General features: G+C 65.9%; 14 protein-coding genes and 1 pseudogene. 8 read left to right on the forward strand and 7 right to left on the reverse strand.

The genetic code is table 11. The features are described 5' to 3' along the window. Nucleotides 1–50 precede the first annotated feature (50 nt). Nucleotides 51–1,211, reverse strand: coding sequence for a glycoside hydrolase family 3 N-terminal domain-containing protein (locus tag ACX4ZE_RS20050; RefSeq protein ID WP_480275007.1), 1,161 nt, complete (start codon nucleotides 1,209–1,211; stop codon nucleotides 51–53). Between the two features lie 105 nt (nucleotides 1,212–1,316). Between ACX4ZE_RS20050 and ACX4ZE_RS20055 the strand changes: the two genes are divergently transcribed. The 4 genes and pseudogenes from ACX4ZE_RS20055 to ACX4ZE_RS20070 all read left to right on the forward strand — a co-directional run. Further along, nucleotides 1,317–1,790, forward strand: a complete 474-nt coding sequence (locus ACX4ZE_RS20055; RefSeq protein ID WP_480275008.1) for a universal stress protein — start codon at nucleotides 1,317–1,319, stop codon at nucleotides 1,788–1,790. A gap of 89 nt (nucleotides 1,791–1,879) precedes the next feature. Then, a complete protein-coding gene (locus tag ACX4ZE_RS20060; RefSeq protein WP_480275009.1) occupies nucleotides 1,880–2,974 on the forward strand; it encodes an isochorismate synthase in 1,095 nt (364 codons plus the stop codon). 188 nt (nucleotides 2,975–3,162) lie between these two features. Beyond that, the gene (locus tag ACX4ZE_RS20065; protein ID WP_480275010.1) at nucleotides 3,163–3,333 is read left to right on the forward strand and encodes a DUF2613 domain-containing protein; all 171 of its coding nucleotides are present in this window, start codon (nucleotides 3,163–3,165) and stop codon (nucleotides 3,331–3,333) included. Continuing rightward, nucleotides 3,314–6,679, forward strand: a pseudogene (locus ACX4ZE_RS20070) (alpha-(1->3)-arabinofuranosyltransferase); the annotation flags it as partial. The gene ACX4ZE_RS20065 and the pseudogene ACX4ZE_RS20070, both read left to right, overlap by 20 nt. A gap of 830 nt (nucleotides 6,680–7,509) precedes the next feature. Here the strand turns inward: ACX4ZE_RS20070 and ACX4ZE_RS20075 are convergent. Beyond that, complete coding sequence (locus tag ACX4ZE_RS20075; RefSeq protein ID WP_480275011.1) at nucleotides 7,510–8,745, reverse strand: acyltransferase family protein; 1,236 nt, start codon at nucleotides 8,743–8,745, stop codon at nucleotides 7,510–7,512. 219 nt (nucleotides 8,746–8,964) lie between these two features. Here ACX4ZE_RS20075 and pgfA point away from each other — a divergent pair, with 219 nt between their 5' ends. Next, a complete protein-coding gene (gene pgfA, locus ACX4ZE_RS20080; RefSeq protein ID WP_480275012.1) occupies nucleotides 8,965–10,140 on the forward strand; it encodes a cell envelope lipid trafficking protein PgfA in 1,176 nt (391 codons plus the stop codon). 103 nt (nucleotides 10,141–10,243) lie between these two features. On the opposite strand, the gene ACX4ZE_RS20085 is transcribed toward pgfA, so the two are convergent. Next, a complete protein-coding gene (locus ACX4ZE_RS20085) occupies nucleotides 10,244–11,485 on the reverse strand; it encodes a polysaccharide biosynthesis protein (protein WP_480275020.1) in 1,242 nt (413 codons plus the stop codon). A gap of 180 nt (nucleotides 11,486–11,665) precedes the next feature. Between ACX4ZE_RS20085 and ACX4ZE_RS20090 the strand changes: the two genes are divergently transcribed. Continuing rightward, entirely contained in the window at nucleotides 11,666–13,444 is a 1,779-nt protein-coding gene (locus ACX4ZE_RS20090; RefSeq protein WP_480275013.1) for an MmpA family trehalose lipid delivery protein, read from the forward strand. An 88-nt stretch (nucleotides 13,445–13,532) separates the two neighbouring features. On the opposite strand, the gene ACX4ZE_RS20095 is transcribed toward ACX4ZE_RS20090, so the two are convergent. After that, nucleotides 13,533–14,705, reverse strand: coding sequence for a glycosyltransferase family 4 protein (locus tag ACX4ZE_RS20095; RefSeq protein ID WP_480275014.1), 1,173 nt, complete (start codon nucleotides 14,703–14,705; stop codon nucleotides 13,533–13,535). A gap of 118 nt (nucleotides 14,706–14,823) precedes the next feature. Here ACX4ZE_RS20095 and ACX4ZE_RS20100 point away from each other — a divergent pair, with 118 nt between their 5' ends. Further along, complete coding sequence (locus ACX4ZE_RS20100; protein WP_480275015.1) at nucleotides 14,824–15,609, forward strand: class I SAM-dependent methyltransferase; 786 nt, start codon at nucleotides 14,824–14,826, stop codon at nucleotides 15,607–15,609. 6 nt (nucleotides 15,610–15,615) lie between these two features. Here ACX4ZE_RS20100 and ACX4ZE_RS20105 read toward each other — a convergent pair whose 3' ends face one another. After that, nucleotides 15,616–15,918, reverse strand: coding sequence for a hypothetical protein (locus tag ACX4ZE_RS20105; RefSeq protein WP_480275016.1), 303 nt, complete (start codon nucleotides 15,916–15,918; stop codon nucleotides 15,616–15,618). A gap of 210 nt (nucleotides 15,919–16,128) precedes the next feature. Here ACX4ZE_RS20105 and ACX4ZE_RS20110 point away from each other — a divergent pair, with 210 nt between their 5' ends. Next, nucleotides 16,129–17,574, forward strand: a complete 1,446-nt coding sequence (locus ACX4ZE_RS20110; RefSeq protein WP_480275017.1) for an aldehyde dehydrogenase — start codon at nucleotides 16,129–16,131, stop codon at nucleotides 17,572–17,574. Here the strand turns inward: ACX4ZE_RS20110 and ACX4ZE_RS20115 are convergent, their stop codons facing one another. Next, nucleotides 17,575–17,787, reverse strand: a complete 213-nt coding sequence (locus ACX4ZE_RS20115) for a hypothetical protein (RefSeq protein ID WP_480275018.1) — start codon at nucleotides 17,785–17,787, stop codon at nucleotides 17,575–17,577. A 180-nt stretch (nucleotides 17,788–17,967) separates the two neighbouring features. Then, nucleotides 17,968–18,744: a hypothetical protein gene (locus ACX4ZE_RS20120; RefSeq protein WP_480275019.1), complete on the reverse strand. Its 777-nt coding sequence runs from the start codon at nucleotides 18,742–18,744 to the stop codon at nucleotides 17,968–17,970. Nucleotides 18,745–19,169: the final 425 nt, after the last annotated feature.

A 19,169-nucleotide genomic window follows, 5' to 3' on the forward strand; every position in this document is an offset into this window, starting at 1 on the left:
TTCCAGCGGTGAGACATCGTCCAGTCGCCCGAGGCGACCGGACACAGCGGTCAGCAACGCGGCAGCGCGCCTTTGAAGGCAGCCATACGCAGTACCGAGGCATCTACCCGAGCCATCGGTAGTCGTCCGCTCGACACCGCCTGCTCCAATCGATCGAGCACTTGCGGCACCGCGTCGGTGGTAATCCACAAGGCATTGTCCGCCCCGGCGACCAATGCGGCCTCGACGGCGTCCTCGATCGACATCCGGTCGGCGATCGCCGCCATCCCGCTCAAGTCATCGGTGAAGATCGGCCCATCGAACGGCGCGGCCCCATAGCCGCTGCCTTTTCGCAGCAGCGCCATCGCCTCCGGACTGATGCTGGCCGGGACACCGGGAGCGGTCAAGCCTGGTACGTCGAGATGACCGACCATCACTCCCGCGCCCGAGCCGATCAACTCGCGGAACGGCACCAGATCCACAGTCCGCAACTGCGCCAGCGGCGGAGTGTGAACCGCACCGACGTGCGAATCGCCGGAGGCGGAGCCGTGTCCGGGAAAATGCTTCAGCACCGTGCCGACCCCAGCAGCACGCATCGCACGGATAAAAGCATCCGCATAGCGAGTGACCACAGCGGGGTCATCGGAATAGGAGCGGTCGCCGATAACCGTGTTGTCCGGCTGGGAGCTGACATCGACATCGGGGGCGAAGTCCACCGTCACCCCTAGGTCTCGCAGCGCACGCCCCCGGGCCAATACCTCGTCGTAGTACTGCTGCGGGCTCATGGTCCGTGCCGTCACACGCGCCGAAGGAGCCGGACCGATCAGATCGCTCACGCGGGAGACGCGGCCACCCTCCTCGTCGATGCTCACCATCAGTGGCACCTTGGCCACCCGCTCGACCTGCCTGATCGCACCAGATCTGAGAAGCGCCTGATCGGTCCAGCCGCCCACGAAAATGCCGCCGACTTTTTCATCGCGCACCACAGCGGTGGCGTCCGCTGTGCCGGTAACTCCGACCGTCAGCAGTTGGGCCAGCTTCTCTCTCGTGGTGAACTGCGCCAGGTATCCGGCGGTGCAATCCGGCCGGGACGAGGCAGTGGCCGGGGCCGCGGTGGTCGTCCCCTCCGAGGCGACGCTGCGCGACGAGGCCGGTTCGGCGCCGCCTCCGCTCGAGCAGGCGGTCGTTATGGCGGCGAGGACGGTGAGGACGAGCAGAGACGTCTTCCGCATAGGGCTCAACCGTACTCGGCACAACATGCCCGAAAGCCGGCGACGGTGCTACCCGAACAGAGGGTAGTCTCGGAACACCACCGTGTCCCTCCCCAGGAGGTCATTGTGCCCTGCGATCAGATGCTCATCGCTTACGATGGCTCCGCGAACGCCAAACGTGCTATCGCATACGCCGGGCGGTTCCTCGACGCGGGGCGCACTATCGTGCTGACCGCGTGGGAGCCCTCGGTGCGGCAGGCTGCCCGCCTATCCGGATTGTCCGGTGTTATGCAACCAGAGTGGGTGCCCGACGAAGAGCTGGAGGATGTCGCCTACCTGGATGCCCGCACTACCAACGCGGAAGGCGTGTTGCTGGCCGAACTGGCCGGCCTGAACGCTGAGGCGCGCACCGCCGAATGCGCGACAACCATCTGGAACGCCATTGTCGACTGCGCCGATGAGCTGGACGTCGACCTCATCGTCGCGGGCACCAGGGGCATCACCGGTATCCGTGCGCTGTGGCACAGTAGTGTCGCCAACGCTGTCCTCAAGCACTGCCATCGTCCCGTCCTGCTCGTCCCACCCGGTAAGAATCCCTGACCGGCACGGCGCGTTCGACACGTGCGCGACCGGCGTACCGAGTGCGCCAGTCGTGCGGGCACCGATCCAGCCGGGGCTAGGTTGGGGGGATGGATTGGTTCCTGCTTGCTCGGGCTGATGAGGTTGTTCGGGGGTATGGGAGCCGTATCGTTTTCGATGACGTGCAACAGGCGCTGGGGGCGCTGCGCACGGGGCACGCGGAGTTCGTCGTGGGTGCGCTGCCCTTCGATCCGCGCAGGCCTGCGGCCTTGAGCGTGCCGAAGCGCACTGAGCACACCGCGGGCCCGTGGCGACCAGCGGCACTTCCCGATCTGCCCGCAGTGCGGGTGGTCGCCGAACTGCCGCACCCGGCCGAACATGTGGCGCGGGTACGAGAACTGGTCGAACAACTCAACGATCCGGCGCAACCGCTGCGCAAGGTGGTCGCGGCACGCTCGGTACTGGCCGAGGCGCAGGCCGAACTCGACCCCGAACTCATCGCTGGGCACTTACTGACCAAGCATCCGCACGCGAATATCTTCGCTGTGGACCTGACTCCAGCCGGACGCGCGGGCGCGACATTGGTGGGTGCCACGCCGGAGGTACTGATCGCCCGTCAGGGCGACATAGTGACGTTGCGCCCGCTTGCGGGCACACTGCCGCGACTGCCCGACCCCGACACCGACACCGCCCAAGCCCAGGAACTTCTGACCAGTACCAAGAACCGAGCCGAGCACGCCTTCGTGATCGAGTGGATCGGACAACGGCTCCGCCCAATCTGCGCCGAGCTGACCATCCCGGACAGCCCAGAGCTGATCAGCACACCTGAGGTGTGGCACCTCGCGACGCCGATCACCGGCCGCCTCCGCGACACCACGACTACCGCGCTGGATCTAGCGGTGCTCCTGCACCCGACGCCCGCGGTCTGCGGCACGCCGACCAGCCTCGCTCTGGACGCCATCACGCACGTCGAGGAAGACCGCGGCTTCTACGGCGGAGCCGTCGGTTGGTGCGATGCGAAAGGGGATGGCGTGTGGGTGGTCGCGATCCGCTGCGCCGAACTTTCCGCCGATGGCCACATGGTGCGCGCGCACGCAGGCGGCGGCATTGTCTCGGCCTCCGACCCCGAGGCCGAACTCGACGAGACCACCGCCAAGCTGCGCACATTACTGGGCGCGCTGAACTGCGACCTGCCCGCACAGTGAACGGGAAAACTCGGCACCACCTGGGCCTAATGGATACGTAAGGGGCGGGCCGACCGCTGGTCGCCGCGCTCATGCCACGGATCCACAGGAAAACCGATCATGATTTCGCGGCCTGAACGCACACAGATACCGGCTGTCCTGCTAGGTTGACCGGGAACATGCCCGCGCTGACGTATTGGAGTGCCGCGATGAAGTTTGCTGTCCCTGGTGTTGCGAGCGCGGTCGGCGGCGCCGTACTCGGCGTGATCGGCGTCCTCGTCATCACCATGTCGCTTCAGCAGAACACGCGACCGGATATCGATCACAGCGGCAAACAGGACTCCGCGCTGCTGAACAACGTTGAGTACGGGTCCCGCTGAGGTTCTTTCCCCTGCCGATTCGCTCGGATCTTCCGCGGCGCTGGGGCAGCGCGGCACCGCGCCGCTAGGTCGACGGTGGTTCGCGGCCACCGTCGTCGCGGCATTTCTGCTGACTTTCGCGCAGGCGCCCGGACTCACGGTCGCCGATACGAAATACGACCTGACGCAGAACCCGTTCGGCTTTCTGGCCCGTGCGAGTCACTTGTGGAGTAGCCAGGCGCCGATGGGCCAGGTACAGAACCAGGCCTACGGGTATTTCTTCCCGCACGGCGCGTTCTTCGCGGCTGGGCACGCGCTCGGTGTGCCTGCTTGGATGACCCAGCGCATCTGGTGGGCACTGCTACTACTGGCCGGATTCTGGGGAATTGTCCGGCTCTGCGAAACCCTCGGTATCGGCACTCGCGGGTCGCGCGTCATCGCCGCGATCGCGTTCACGCTGTCGCCGCGGGTGCTGACCACGCTCGGGTCGATCTCTTCGGAAACGCTGCCGATGATGCTGGCCCCATGGGTGCTGCTCGCGCCTGCCGCACTCGGCGTCGCCCGGCATGGTCAGCCGCACCGCGGCAGAGCCGCCACACCTGCGGGCAGTGCGCTGGCGCTGGCCCTGATGGGCGCGGTCAATGCGGTAGCGACAGTGGCGGCCTTCCTGCCCGCACTGTTGTGGTGGGCGTCCTACCGACCGAACCGGCGCTGGTGGCGCTTCACCATGGCGTGGATTCCGCTGCTCGGACTCGCCACGATCTGGTGGGTGGTACCACTGTTGCTGCTCGGCACAGTGAGCCCGCCATTCCTGGACTACATCGAGTCCGCGGGCGTAACCACCCGATGGACTGCACTCGGCGAGGTACTGCGCGGCACCAGCAGCTGGACGCCATTCATCTCACCGGAACGCATAGCGGGCGCGGTACTGGTGGCCCAACCCGCGGCGGTACTCGCGACCGGGCTGGTCGCGGCAGCGGGCCTGGCGGGCCTGGCGCTGCGGTCCATGCCGTATCGCGGCAGACTCACACTGATTCTGTGTGTCGGGCTCGTCGGCATCTGCGCCGGGTTCACAGGCGAGCTGGGCGGGCCGTTCGCCGAATCCGTGCGCCTGTTCCTGGATTCCGGTGGCGCCCCGCTGCGCAATGTGCACAAGCTGGAGCCGCTGATCCGCATCCCCCTCGTGCTCGGGCTGGCCCAGCTACTGGCACGGGTTCCACTGCCCGGCTCGGTACCGATGCCGGTATGGCGCCGTGCATTCGCCCATCCAGAGCGCAACCGCCTGGTCGCGCTCGCCATGCTGATCCTCACCGCACTCACCCTGTCCACCGCATTGGCCTGGACCGGCAAGCTGGCGCCGCGCGGCGCCTACGATCAAGTGCCCTCCTACTGGCAGCAGACCGCGAACTGGCTACGTGACAACGCCTCCGACACCCGTGCCCTTGTGGTGCCCGGCGCCCCGTTCGGCAGCCAAGTCTGGGGACTGACTCGCGACGAACCGCTGCAAGCGCTGGCCGACACCCCGTGGGCGGTCCGCGACGCCGTGCCACTGAATCCACCAGGCACCATCCGCGCGATGGATTCGATTCAGCGACTGATCGCTGATGGCAGGCCATCGACCGGACTGGCCGCGACACTCGCCGCACAGGGCATCGGTGTGGTGGTGCTGCGCAACGACCTCGATCCGGAAACCTCCCGATCGACGCGGCCGATGTTGGCCCACCAAGCGCTCGACGGCTCACCAGGTCTGACCAAGGTCGCCGAGTTCGGCGGTCCGATCGCCCCGGCGGTGCTCGCCGAAGGTCTGGTGGCCGACAGCGATCTCCGCCCGGCCTATCCCGCGATCGAGATCTATCGGGTGGACGTGCCAGGACCAGGAAAACCCACCGAGGTACGCAGCGGCATCGGCGCCCCGGCCACATTCCCCGGCGCGTATACCGTTCCGCTAGCAGACGTCCCAGTAGTGCAGGGCGGCCCTGAGGTGCTGGAGCGGTTACGCCGGAATACGGGCGCGGCAGCGACGCCTACTGTGCTCGCCGCCGACGCGATACGCGCCGGGCTGCCCATCGGCCCGGTGATCGTCACCGATACGCCAATGGATCGCGAAACCGATTTCGGCCGGGTCGACAATCACAATTCGGCACTGCGGGCTCCCAGCGACGCGCGCCGCACCTACAACCGAGTACCCGACTATCCGGTGCCTGGCGCCGAGCTGGTGCGCGGCGAGTGGTCGGGTGCGACGATCACCGCCTCCAGTTCGGCCGCGGACGCCACGCAGCTCGGTGGCTCGGCACCGGGCAATTCGACTGCCGCCGCTGTCGACGGCGATCCGACCACCGCTTGGCTCAGCAATGGCACCGAAACCGCACTGGGGCAGTGGCTTCGACTCGATCTGGATCATCCGATCAAGGCCGGGCAGCTGAGCCTGACCACCAGTTCGGCCGCGATCGGCGACCCGGTCGAAATGATCGAGGTGCGCACCGCGAACGGCACCACTTCGGCCAAGATCGGCAAGCCAGGCACACCGGTCTCGGTTTCGCTGCCCCCCGGCACAACCGACTGGCTGACCATCACCGCTATCCGGACCGCGAACGGTACCTCTGGAGGGCAATTCGGTATCAGTGAACTCACCCTGGACGACTACTCCGAGCGTAGCGCTCCGGTTCGCGTCGACATCCGGCATCGAACCGTGTTGCCACCACCCCCGCCGGGCGCGCAGGTGCGCGCATGGGACCTCGGCCAAGAATTCCCTGGCCGCAATGCCTGCTTCGATGCCCCCGATCGGGTCCGGTGCAGCAAGGGACTCCGGCTGGCGCCAGAGGAACCGGGAACTTTCCAACGCACACTCACGACCACGGAACCGATATCGGTCGCTCCGGAGCTCACCGTCCGCGCTGAGCCGGGCCAGGCGTTGCAGGCACTGCTCACCGACCCCAACCGTCCAGCGGCTCTGGGCAAGAGCGATGTCACCGACCTGCGTGGAAGCGCTTTCGCCGCAACCGATGGCGATCCCCGCACGAGCTGGACAGCCCCGCAGGACTCTGTGCACAATCCGACCGGCGGCAGGCCGACACTCACGATCGAACTGCCCAAGCCGGTCTTGGTGACCGGCCTAGAACTCACGTCATCGCGCGGCGACCTGCCCGCAGCGCCTTCTTCGGTGACAGTAAACCTCGGTGCGGGCCCGCAGGTACGCGAGCTCGGCGACAACCCACCGGGCAGCCGAACGCGAATCTCCCTGTATCCCACTGTCACCAATCGAATCGAACTCAGCATCCGGACCTGGCGGACGGTATTGGACAAGACCGCGCTCGGCTTCGTACAGACCCAGCCGCCCGGCCTGGCGGAAGTGAAGGTACTCGGACCGGATTACCCCGAAACCGCACTCACCGACCGCGAGATCACGGTGCCGTGCGCATTGGGACCGACGATCGAGGCAGGAGGCCGGATCCTGCACACCACCGTCACCGCTACCGTCGAAGAACTGCGCTCCGGCGCACCGGTTTCCGCTCGGGTATGCACCAGCGCCGCGGCCGGGGCGCCGAACGAGTTCACACTCCGACCCGGTCGCGACGATGTGACGGTCGAGCCGACCAAGCTGTTCTTCGTAGACCGGTTGCGCTTGCACCGCACCACGGGAGAAGCCCTGGTACCGCACCGACCGGACACCGGCGATCGCCTGCTCGCTGTGCCGCTGAGCACCAATGTCGGTTGGCGTGCCACGGCCGCGGATGGGCGCACACTCCAACCGGTGGTGGTCGATGGCTGGCAACAGGCGTGGTTGCTGCCGGCTGACACCACCGGTCCGGTTACGATCTCGTTTCCGGTCGACCGCTGGTACCGCCTCGGCATCTTCGGCGGATTGCTGCTACTCATCCCCCTCACCGCTCTCGCGGTTTATCGGCGCGCGCCAAGGGCAGGCCGTCCGGCCGCTGTGGGCGAGCCCGGTCACGTGACACCGGATTCGCCCAACGGATCGGTTCCTGGCACCTGGGGGCGGCGGCTGGGTGTCGCCGGGCTGATCGGCGCGACCACGCTGATCGCGGGCGCTGTAGGTGCGATCATAACGGTGACCGGGTTGGTCGTACTCTATTTCACGCCACGCCTCGCCCCGCGTGCCCTCGTCGTAGTAGCCGGTGCTGGCATGACCCTGTCGGCGGCCGTCTTGTCCACCGGTCCCTGGCGCTCACCCGAGGGCTACCTGGGCGGATCGCTGCTGGTACAACTGCCCGCGCTGGTCGCGATCGTCGCGGTGGGAATCGCCGCGTTGCCGCGGCGGGAGGATTTCACCTGGTCCCGCGCGCGGGCCCAGCGCCGCACCGGAACCTCGACCAGCGCGTAACTGGCCGCCGCGACCGGAAGAGTGATGGCGATCGTCAGCACGAGGACATAGCTGAAGTCGCCGTGGAAGGGCACGATCCCGAACACGGGGAATACGATCGACAGCACCGCGAGATGCCAGATGAAGATTCCATAGGACCAGCGTCCGAGCATCGCGGCCACCGGCGATTCCAGCCAGCGGTGCGCGCGCGTGACCGGATCACACAGCACCAGCGGCGCGAGCAGTGCGAACCCGATGATCGCGCCCAGCCCTACCTTGAGCACGTACTGCCAGGGCTCGGCCCGAGTCAGCCCCGCAGGTCCCGCCAGATCGGTTGCCGACAGCGCGAAGGCAGTCAGCGCCACGGTCCACATCGCCCGCTGATTCGCCACGACTTTCCACCATTTTGATAGCCGACAGCCATGATCAGCGAGCTCGGCGAGGAGCATGCCGGACAAGAACCACGGCAGATAGCCAGGCAGCCAATTGTCCGCGTGGATGCCCTCCGGCGTCGGCACCGGAAGAAGATTCCAGCCGAGCGCGAGCACAGCCGCGGCCAGCAGCACCGGCACCCGCATCCGGGCCGCGGGACCGCGCAACCGAACCAGCGTCCAGGCCAGCAGCGGCAGTACCAGGTAGAAAGCGACTTCGACCGAAAGGCTCCACATCTGGGTGAGCCCATCGGTCAGGGTCAACGGAATAAACACTTGCAGCAGAGCCAGATTCGACAACCACACCTGTGGCCCTGCCGTCCTGGCGGCACTGGGCAGCAACAACAGCACCACACACACCACCACCCAATACGCGGGCAGAATGCGCGCGGCGCGATGTCGGAGGTAATAGCCGACCGCCGGGGCATTGCCGAGCCCGCGCGCGGCCAGCGCATGCGGACGCCAGAGGAGAAATCCCGACAACGCGAAGAACACCGCGACCGTCATGTCGAACCGCCCCCACACCCTACCGATAACCGGCGTGCTCACCGCCCCGGTCTGGAAGGCGACGTGGGTCAACAACACACCGAGCGCGGCCATCCCACGCATGCCTTCCAGTGCGGGTAGGAAAGCACGCGAGCGCACGTCACCGGGCGCGGCGGTGAGTGGAATCGTGTTCATCGCGCTCCAGTCTGCCGTGCCCACACGTCTGCCGTGCCTATACGGTCGGTAGCCCGACGTTTCGAGTTTCGCGGTGGAATTCAGGTGATTTCTCGATCATTTCTTGCCTCGACGCCGCATGGTACGACTTCGGGCTGTTAGTGTCTGGGCTCACGAGTGCCGCGGCCCGCCCGCAGTACTCGTCGGAACGACGCGTGTTCTACGACGAGGAGAGTTTGTATGGCACTGAGTGCCGGTACCAGACGGATGGTGGCCTGTGTACTCGTGGGTCTCGGCGCGCTGCTGATCACCGCCGCACTGATGATCCCGACTTACACCGTTGACAAGATGGCGAAAACTCCTCTCGATCTGGAGATCACCACACTCGCACACAACCAACCCGGCGAAGAGAGCCTCTTGCTCGATCGCAGGTCCTTGATCGCGAAGGAAGGCCCGGTCAAGATCGATTCCAACGTACCGCTGGTCTCGCAGCGTTATCTCACCTCAGAGGATCCAGCCAACGCCACGGAGGTGACGTTGCAAGCAGGCCAGACACTGCGCCGAGACGATCTACCGGAGAACACCGGCTTGCTGAGCGCGCTCATCGACCGCGTGACCATCGACCGCAAGACCGGCATGCCGGTCGACAAGAACCCCAACGGTTCCATCGCGGCCTCCGTGAACAAAGAAGGTCAGACCGTCGCCGAGCCGATTCAACGCAGAGGTCTGCAGTACCGGTTCCCGATCGGCACCGAGAAGAAGTCCTACCCATATTTCGATCTCACCGCGCGCAAAACCTTCGACGCGAACTTCCTCGAAGAGACCGAGGTCAACAACCTGAAGGTCTATCACTTCCAGATGTCCGCACCGCCCACCAACTTGTACGATGTGATCCAGTCACCGCGAAACCGGATAACCCTGCCCGCCGCCAAGTGGGATGTCGACCAGCGCGACGAGACTCCAGTGACCATGACCAGGTACTACACCAATACCCGCGATATCTGGGTCGAGCCGCGGACCGGCACAGTGGTCAAGGGCTCTGAGCAGTTGCACTTGTACTTCGCACGCACCCCGGACAAGCCGGAAGTCACCGCGCTGAAGTCGCACCTGGTGTTCGACGAGAACACCATCGAATCGCAGGTGGAAAGGGCCAAGAGCTACAGCGATATGCTGTCGCTGTACGGCCGGATCATGCCGATCGTCCTCGGTGTCCTCGGCGTGATCGCGCTGATCGGCGGGGTATTCCTCGGTCTGCGCGGCGATGGCCCAGCCCCGACGCCGGCGCGGCTCGGTGGCAGCCCGAGCCGACGGCCGAGCGGATCAGCTCCGACCAGTGGCGCTCCAGCTCGTGGCACGGTCGATCGTGGCGAAGACGACGCGCCCACCGAGCAGATCCACCTCAATAAACCTCAATAAACAGCCCTGAGCCGACTGAACTCATTGCCTCCGGCTCCCCTGCTAATTCGGCGGGGGAGCCGGATCCGTATGCGCGGCGGCTTCCCGAGATACCGGATAGATATCAGCCGATCGAGTGCAGCGGCGCAGGACGTGCCGTGCGGTCTGCCGCGCGCAATACGAGGACGGCGACCAGAACAGTCGTGCCGACCGCGACCGATACCGCTGTGGTGATCAAGGCCGGTACCGATCGGGCCGCCAACACCATCAGCGCGACTTCGATCGCCAGCCCCAGCCAGGTGACCACCGCGAGCGACGTGCGGTCGACAGCGATGGCCGAGAGCACCGCGCCCTGCAACACAGCGAGCACCGCGCCGTGCAGCGCGAACAACCACAGCAAACCCTCGATGGGGGCGTAGTCCGCACCCGCGAACAGCACAGCCAGCGGCGCTGCGACCGCCGCGCCGAGCACCGCGACCAGCCCGATCCCGCTGAGCACCGCCAACGCCGCTCGAATCACACCCGCCGAATGGGTAAGCTGCGCCATCCTCGGGTACAGCACCACACCAACCGCCTGCGGCAGCCAGAACGCGATCTTGGTGGCGATGGTGCCGAGCGCGTAACGGCTGGCGTCCGCGTCCTCCAGCACGATCCGGACCACGATCAGATCCGCCGACGACAGCGCCATCAGCGCCGCCTGCACTTGAGCGGCACGCAGCACCGGCAGCACGCCGGCGACCTGAACCTCCTGCCGCGCAGGCTCGGTGCGACCCAGCGCCGCGGGCGAACCGGCGATCATCCTGGTCAGCAATGCCGCCGCCGCGACTCCGCAGGCCGCGGCCAGCAGCGCGAGCGTAGCGCCGCCTCCCAAGGCCAAGACTCCCAGTGCGGGGGTCACCCGCAGGGTTCCCGCGGCACCGAGTGCCACACCAAGTGCCCGGAATCGTCTACCACCCTGGAGGATGCCCTGCTCACCGGATAGCAGCACCAGCAAAGGCGCCGCACCCAATGCTGCCGCAGTAGCGGTCACACCGACATCCAGCATGCCGGACACCAGCGGCACCAATACCGCCGCCACCACCACGACGATCACCGCGCACCGCCACTGCAGCCCGCGCAGCGCCGTCACCCCCGCACCACGAACCCACTCTCTGGCCACCACATTCTGCAATGCCAGCGCAGGCACCGCGCAGAGCAGCTGTACCGCGAGCAGGCTCGCGAACTCGCTGTAGCCGGTGACCCCCAGCCATCGTCCGGCCAGTAACTGCAATAGATACCCGGCCGCATTGGCGGTCATGGCCCCTGCCGTCACCCACGTCAGGTCCGCCACTCCAAGCAATCGACGGACAGCAGGCACGCCGCCCATCGTCGCACCCGGCTGCGCCCCAGCGGACATCGACCACCGGAAACGCGGGCAGCCTGGTCTATCCCGGCGCCGGGAACGATAGAAACGCGACAGTCGCCGCACCTATCCGCCAGCCGCGGCGGCTATCCGGATGCCGCTCGACTCCCTTACGACGGTGTTCAAGACGTACAGTGCTCAGGCGTGAACGCGAGCAGTAAGGAACGATCGATAGTCGCGGGCGCCTGCGCAGCCGGAGCGCTGCTCGTGACCGGACCGCTGCTACGGCCGGGATATCTGCTGCTGCGGGATGCGGTGAGCACACCGCGCAACTATCCGACCGACTCGGCACTCGGGCTGAGCGACGCGGCACCACGGGCAGTGCCACAGGATGCCTTGCTCGCGCTGGGGTCGACGATCGTGGACGGCGGGCTCCTGGTCAAGGCGATCCTGATTATCGCACTGTGGGCCTCGGCATACGGGGCGGCAGTACTCGCACGCGAGTTGCTGCGCGCGCCGGTCGGGGCACAACTGGTCGCCGCCACGGTCGCGCTGTGGAACCCGTATGTGGCCGAACGTCTTTTGCAAGGGCACTGGAGCCTGCTGGCAGGCTATGCCGCATTGCCGTGGACGGTACTTGCCGCTTATCGAATCCGCTCAGCCGCCGTGGCCGAACCGTCAGGAGGCGCTCGCGCGGCATCGGCCTGGGCCATGCTGGCGACGTCGCTGGCCGGGGCTGGTCTCACCCCTACCGGTGCGCTGCTCGCGGGCTGCACTGCGCTCGCCCTGGTCCGTCTGCGACAGCTACCCGCGACGGTGGCTCTCTGGTTCGCTACTTCGGCGCCGTGGCTGGCCGCGACCGCGCTGTCGGGTGCGGCGGGTGCGCCCTCCGATCCCGAGGGGATCGCGGCCTTCGCGGCGCGTGCCGAACCCGGCCTTGGCACGCTAGGCAGCCTGGCTGGGCTCGGCGGGATCTGGAATGCGGCGGCTGTACCGGATTCACGCACGACCCTGCTCGCCGTGGTCGGCACCTTGGTGCTGCTGGTGATCGTCGCGCTGGGGATACCCATTGTCGCGGCCGGCGGCGCAGCCCCGGACAATCGACACGTCCGCCGGGTAGTGCTCCTGCTCGCCGCGGCGGCGATCCTACTCCCAGCGCTCGGCGCTACGCCGTGGGGTATGCACGCACTGGAATGGCTGGTCACCCATGTTCCAGGTACAGGTCTGCTGCGCGACACACAGAAGTACGTGGCCTTGGCTATGCCCGCCTACGCACTGTGCGCCGCGGCCGCATGCACCGGACCTGGCCGACGTCTCGTCGGTGTGACCACCCGTCATCCCGTATCGGTGCATCCGGCCGTGACGTCCACGGTCGCGGCATTGTTCATCGCTTTATTAGCGCTGCCGCTGTACGACCTGGCGTGGGGGGTCGGCGGAACCCTTCGCGCGGTGCACTACCCGAACGGGTGGCAACGAGTCGCCGACCAGGTGGATGACTCCGGCGACATCGCCGTATTGCCGGCCGGGATGTTCCGCAAATTTTACTTCAGCGGCCCAGCGCCAGTGCTCGACCCGGCGCCGCGCATGCTGCCCAATGATGTGCTGCAGACCGGTGAACTGCCGGTGCGCGGGCATACCGTCGCCGGGGAGGGAACTCGGGCCCGTGAGGTGGAGAATCTGCTGCTACGTGGTGGTCCTGCCACAAAGCTGGCCGATCTCGGCGTCGGCTGGGTGCTGATCGAACGAACCACCCCTGGCCCGCTCGGCGCCTCGGCGAAGACCCTGACCCAGCTCGAACTCACCTACCGGGACGCCGACCTCGCGTTGTATCGCGTGCCCGGCGATATCGCGCAGCGCGGGTCGACGACAACGCGACGTTCGATCGTCTACGCGGCCCATATCCTCTGGGGCGCCACTGTCCTCGCAGGCCCATTCGTCATACTCGGCACACGCGCACTGTCCCGCACCAGAGTTCCGCGGTGATACAGTCCCGATAGCACAGCACGGTCGACTCGGTGTCGCCGGAGCACACGGCGGCCCTGATACACGCCATCAGCCCGAGGCAAATGGATCAACCCACCGGCCGCGGTGCGATCAAGCCCTCCAGGTACTCGCCGCGCGCGATCGCGGCCAGCACCTCGTAGACTCCGTTTCCGGTCTGCTCCCAGGAGAATTCACGAGCGCGGGTCCTGGCCTTCTCTCCCATGACCCCACGCCGGGCCGGATCGTCCAGCAGATCTCCGAGGGCATCGGACAGGTGGGCGACATCGTCCACCAGAACGCCGGTCACGCCGTCGACGATGGAATCGGTGAGCCCACGCGAACTCCGATAGCCGATGGTCGGCACCCCGTGCTGGGCGGCTTCGATCACCGCTAGTCCCCATCCCTCCTTACGGGAAGGAAGCACATGCACCCACGCTCGGGCGAGCAATTCGTGTTTACGGCGTTCGTCCACGTGACCGTGAAAAGTAACCGCTTCGGCAATATCGAGCTCGCAGGCAGTGGTCTTCAGATTGTCCGCCCACCAACCGTCACCGATCACGTCGAGTCGCAGCCGTGGAATGCGGGCGCGCAGCCGGGCGACGGCGATCAGCGCATCCTCGATCTGCTTGTGCGGAACGAGGCGGGAGAGCACCGCGATCGTGGGCGCCTCGGCACGTGTTTCCGCGGTTCCGGTCGGCGCGCCGACCGGAACCGGTTCGGCTCCATTACGGACCACCGCGACTCGCGCGCGGTCCACACCGAGCGCCGCTAGTTCCTCGGCCGAAGGCAGCGAAACTGTCAGATATTGGTTGTCCCGATGCACGCGAGGTGACAACTGGGACTCGATCCACCAGCCGATCCGGCCGATCAGCCGACCAGCCACCGGCCACTGCTCACGATGACCGTGATGCACGAGCAGCACCGACGGAGCCCTGGTGGCCACTGTGGCGAAGAATGGAATGCCGTTCTGGGTGTCGATCACCACATCGGGGCGCACGTCCCGCAAAGAGCCGAAACCGATCCTGCCGAGCAGCAGGTCGACGAGCGCGCGGGGATATACGGTATAGCGTCCGCCCGCCCGGCTGACGTCGATGCCGCCGAGCCGCTCCCGCCGCGGCGCTCCCGGATAGCGCGCGGTGCGCAGAGTGACCCTGACCCCTCTGGCCGCGAGGTGCGTGCCCACTTGCTCGAGATATCGTTCGCTGCCACCACCCTGCGGATGCCCGGTGTCGCGCCAGCACAGCAGGAGGACTTCGCGCACAGTAGAGCTCTCTCGGTCGGTGAGGTATCCCGGTAGGGACGGTCGGATGACGCGGTACACCCTAACCCGAGTACCCGCCCGACATGCCGATCATCGGGGTTGTGCCACACTCGGCGCCGTGCTCGAAGTCGAAACGAAGCTCAGATACCGCAGCACAACGCAGTTCGCCCGTCGGGCGACCCTGCGCCGATCACTGCGGCTGCTCGGCAGCTTCCGGTTCGAACAGACCGATCCCGCGCTGTTCTACGGTGGCTTGGCCGTCGACAGCGCGGCGATGATCGCCGACTTCTACGCGGAGCTCACCGACCGGTCACTGGACGGCGCGACGGTTCTCGATGTCGGCGGCGGACCAGGCTACTTCGCGGACGAGTTCAGTAGGACCGGGGCGCGCTACATCCCGGTGGAGCCAGACCCCTCGGAAATGCACGCGGCGGGGCTGTCGGTGGCGGGCATGGTACGCGGCTCCGGAATGGCGTTGCCGTTTCGCGACAACGCGGTCGACATCTGCTTCTCCTCGAACGTCGCCGAGCACGTCGCGCAACCGTGGGCGATGGCCGACGAGATGGTGCGAGTGACCAGACCGGGCGGGTTGGTCGTGCTCTCCTATACGGTGTGGCACGGCCCGTTCGGCGGGCACGAGACCGGACCGTGGCACTACTTCGGCGGTGAATACGCCGCGCGCCGCTTCCACCGCAAGCACGGCCGGGAACCGAAGAACAGGTTCGGCACGTCGCTGTTCGCGGTGCGCGCCGCGGACGGAGTGCGCTGGGCGGCAGGCACTCCAGCCGAGGTACACACGATCTTCCCGCGCTACCATCCGCGCTGGGCCTGGTGGCTGGTGCGAGTACCGCTGGTACGGGAGTTACTCGTAAGCAATCTGGTCGTCGTGGCTACCAAGAATTAGCCGCTTTCAGTGCTCCAGCCACCCGCGACGCCGATTCCGCTTGCCGCACGGCCCGTGCGCGGGCTCGCTCCACGGCGATTCCCGTATAGCCAGCCCGACGGTCTCCAGTGTGGTCAGGCCGACCAGGTCGGCCAGCGCCCTGACCGCGGCGACTGCCTCGGCGGCCTGGATAGCCGCAGTCGCCTGCTCGATGGTCAGAGTACGGCCGGGTAGAAAAGAGACCACCCATCCGCCGCTGCCGACGCACTTCGCCTGATGCTCGGTCTGGTCACTGGTCATCAGCGACCGGTCGATCACTTGCACCGCCATGACTCGGACTCCCCAGTTTGCGGAATCGGTTCGGAAATGAAGCGAGCAGATATGTCGATACAGCATCCCCTTTCCAGCAACAGAACGCAATAGTGCGTTCTGCGAAAAGCGAACCGAGAGGTCGGAATTCACACTGAGCAAGTGCAGCATTCCACCGTAAAACTGAAACAGGTTGCAGACAAGGCGAGCGTAAAACTGTAACGTGTTCCTATGCACTATGACAGCTTGTTCATCGGCGGCCGCTGGACCGCGCCAGCCACCGCCGAGCGCGTCCAGGTCATCTCACCGGCCACAGTCGAACCGGTGGGCAGCGTCCCAGCAGTGAGCAGGGCCGACGTCGATGCCGCGGTAGCCGCGGCCAGACATGCTTTCGACCACGGCCCGTGGCCCGCCACACCGCCACAGGAGCGTGCCGAAGTGCTCACCCGCGCCGCTCGGCTGATCGAGCAGCGTTCCCCCGAACTACTCGCCGCGTTGACCGCCGAGGTCGGCGCTCCGCAGATGGCCGCGATGACGCTGAACCAGATCCCCGCCGTCGCCGCGCTGGACACCTATGCGGGGCTCACCGAATCCTTCCCATGGCAGGAGACCCGCGTCGGCCTATTCGGCACCAGCCGGGTCACCCGCGAGCCACGCGGTGTGGTCGCGGCGATCACCGCGTGGAACGTCCCGCTGTTCCTCGCGGCCAACAAACTCGCACCCGCCCTGCTTGCCGGCTGCACCGTGGTGCTGAAACCCGCCCCGCTGACTCCGATCACGGCTAATATCCTCGCCGACATCTTCACCGAAGCCGGACTGCCCGAAGGCGTGCTCTCCGTGCTACCCGCCGAACCGGATGCCGCTGAGTACCTTGTTTCGCACCCAGGGGTGGACAAGCTGACTTTCACCGGAAGCACCGCGGTCGGCCGGAAAATCGGCGCGATCGCCACCGGTCAGCTCAAGAGCGTCTCACTCGAACTCGGCGGCAAGTCAGCGGCAATCCTCTTGCCCGACATGGATATCGCGGCAAGCATCCCGACCCTCGCATTCTCCGGCCTGATGAACAGCGGGCAGGGCTGCGCCGCGCAAACCCGCATCCTCGCCCCGCGCGGCCAGTACGATGAAATCCTGGACGCGCTGGTCGAACACGTGAAGACAATGAAGGTCGGCGATCCGAACGATCCTGAGGTGCAGCTGGGCCCGCTGATCTCCGAACGCCAGCGCGACCGGGTCGAAAGCTACATCGCCAAAGGCAAAGCCGAAGGAGCGCGGCTGGCGCTCGGCGGCGGCAGGCCGGCGGGCCTGGACCGGGGCTGGTACATCGAGCCGACCATCTTCGCCGACGTGGACAACAAATCCACCATCGCGCAAGAGGAAATCTTCGGCCCGGTGTTATCGGTCATCCCGTATGAGACCGAGGACGAAGCCGTGGCCATCGCCAACGACTCGGTCTACGGCCTCGCAGGCTCGGTGTGGACCACCGACATCGAACACGGCGCCGAGATCGCGGCGCAGGTACGCACCGGCACCTACGCGATCAATTGGTACGCCTTCGACCCGAGTTCACCCTTCGGCGGCTACAAGGCATCCGGACTCGGCAGGGAGAACGGCCCGGAGGGCCTCGACTCGTTCTGCGAGCAGAAATCCCTGCTCATGCCACTCGGCTGGAGCGAATGATCAGTCGGTCTGCTTGAACGCCCGGAGGATGGGCCCACGGTCGCCGTTCTGCCCAGGCGGCGCTTCGACGATCTCGATGCGCCACCCGGACGGAAGCGCCGAGCGCATCCGCCCGGCAGCTCGGCGCAATGGAGTGCTCACAGGTGAGAACCCGGATCCGGCGACCATTGGGCCGGCCGGGGCAACATATGTCTCCGTCTCCATATCGGTCATGCTTCGACCACCTCTCGTGCATCGATCTCGCCGTACACCGCGGCATCGCGGAGCCCAGCGTCGATAAGGAAGCAGTTGGGTAGATCAGTTATCCATCAGCGATCAGACTGGCTCGACAGAATAGAGCACAGGTCAAGCATAGTTTATGAGCTCAATAGGCCACCCGTGGGGCAGTATTTCTCACTCTATGGCAAACATGTGGATGCGCACGAGTCCGCGCACCGGTACTCGGCGCGCGCCGTATCGATTCCCCGGAATACCGACAGCAGATCTCGGAGATGATCGAACCCGCTGTCCTACAAGGAATCCCACTCTACAGTCACTTCTCTCTACCACATCAGCGGAGAACTGATGCGATCCTGGGCAGGTGTCAGGCAGACTCGCCGGGCGCAAACGCTTGATGTCATCGTGTTGACCGACGCTCTGGCTCATGGTGAACAAGTGAAACAACTCCCGTTCTGGAGGCATCAGCCACGCAAAGTCGGCGGACTCGGGGCCGGCTGCCTGAACCAATGGTGACCCGCGGAGTTCACTGAAAACGGTTCGACCTTCCCAACGGCCGGACACCCCCGAGAAGCCAAGTCCTTGGGTCGCCGGATCAGCGGATTCGACGAAAAGCTCTGGGAGAAAAAACGCTACGGGTTCGTAGTCACCGGAAACATCGCGAAATTCGGTCAGTACGAAGTCCTTCTCCGCTTCCTTCTGCATACCGATGACCAAGTACTCGTCGAAGCCATTCCGGTGGAACGGATCTAGGGCATCGGCCTGGCAGCCGAGGATCCTCGTATCGAGGATCCGACTCAGTGGCAGGGACTGAACCTGCTCGGGTTCGCGCTGATGGAGGTACGCGCGGCACTGCGATCCGCACCGCCGATCCTGGACGCCGATGCACAGGTAGGCCAACACGAGCAGGGCTTGGCGGCCCGAGTCGGGCTTACACCACACCGAACCGAGCATGTTATCGCCCAACACCTCTCACCGAGGAGGAAAAGGGCTCACTATCGGGACTGAGGACGCTCCGACAAGCGAGAAACGCTCCGACAAGCGAGAATACGAACCGAGGCACAGGCGGAGTCCGCGCCTACGTTTCAGTACTGGAATAAGCTTACCTGGAGTTCTCGCGCAAGAATACGCGACCGAGCCCGAAATTGCCAGCAGCCAAAGGTATCCGCTTCACGGCCATTGAATTGGACTGGCAGAGTACCCGAACCACTCCCCACCCATAATCAAGTCACGGTCGAGGACCGCCGTGAAGAAAGTACAAAACGGACTTCTTCGATAATATCTCACGGGGCATGTCTACTGATCTCTGCCGGAAAGGCTTTGAAGGAAATACGATCGCGAGCGCGAAGCGTTACCGTATCGAATTCCTCTCGCCGCGA

Source organism: Nocardia sp. TBRC8007, from assembly GCF_056629435.1.

What these genes read in the sequence shown, in the direction of transcription:
- ACX4ZE_RS20060 (WP_480275009.1), top strand. Translation starts at nt 1,880, where the DNA reads ATGGATTGGTTCCTGCTTGCTCGGGCTGATGAGGTTGTTCGGGGGTAT.
- ACX4ZE_RS20065 (WP_480275010.1), top strand. Translation starts at nt 3,163, where the DNA reads ATGAAGTTTGCTGTCCCTGGTGTTGCGAGCGCGGTCGGCGGCGCCGTA.
- ACX4ZE_RS20050 (WP_480275007.1), bottom strand. Translation starts at nt 1,211, where the DNA reads ATGCGGAAGACGTCTCTGCTCGTCCTCACCGTCCTCGCCGCCATAACG.
- ACX4ZE_RS20120 (WP_480275019.1), bottom strand. Translation starts at nt 18,744, where the DNA reads ATGCTCGGTTCGGTGTGGTGTAAGCCCGACTCGGGCCGCCAAGCCCTG.
- ACX4ZE_RS20115 (WP_480275018.1), bottom strand. Translation starts at nt 17,787, where the DNA reads ATGACCGATATGGAGACGGAGACATATGTTGCCCCGGCCGGCCCAATG.
- ACX4ZE_RS20110 (WP_480275017.1), top strand. Translation starts at nt 16,129, where the DNA reads ATGCACTATGACAGCTTGTTCATCGGCGGCCGCTGGACCGCGCCAGCC.
- ACX4ZE_RS20085 (WP_480275020.1), bottom strand. Translation starts at nt 11,485, where the DNA reads ATGGGCGGCGTGCCTGCTGTCCGTCGATTGCTTGGAGTGGCGGACCTG.
- ACX4ZE_RS20105 (WP_480275016.1), bottom strand. Translation starts at nt 15,918, where the DNA reads ATGGCGGTGCAAGTGATCGACCGGTCGCTGATGACCAGTGACCAGACC.
- ACX4ZE_RS20075 (WP_480275011.1), bottom strand. Translation starts at nt 8,745, where the DNA reads ATGAACACGATTCCACTCACCGCCGCGCCCGGTGACGTGCGCTCGCGT.
- pgfA (WP_480275012.1), top strand. Translation starts at nt 8,965, where the DNA reads ATGGCACTGAGTGCCGGTACCAGACGGATGGTGGCCTGTGTACTCGTG.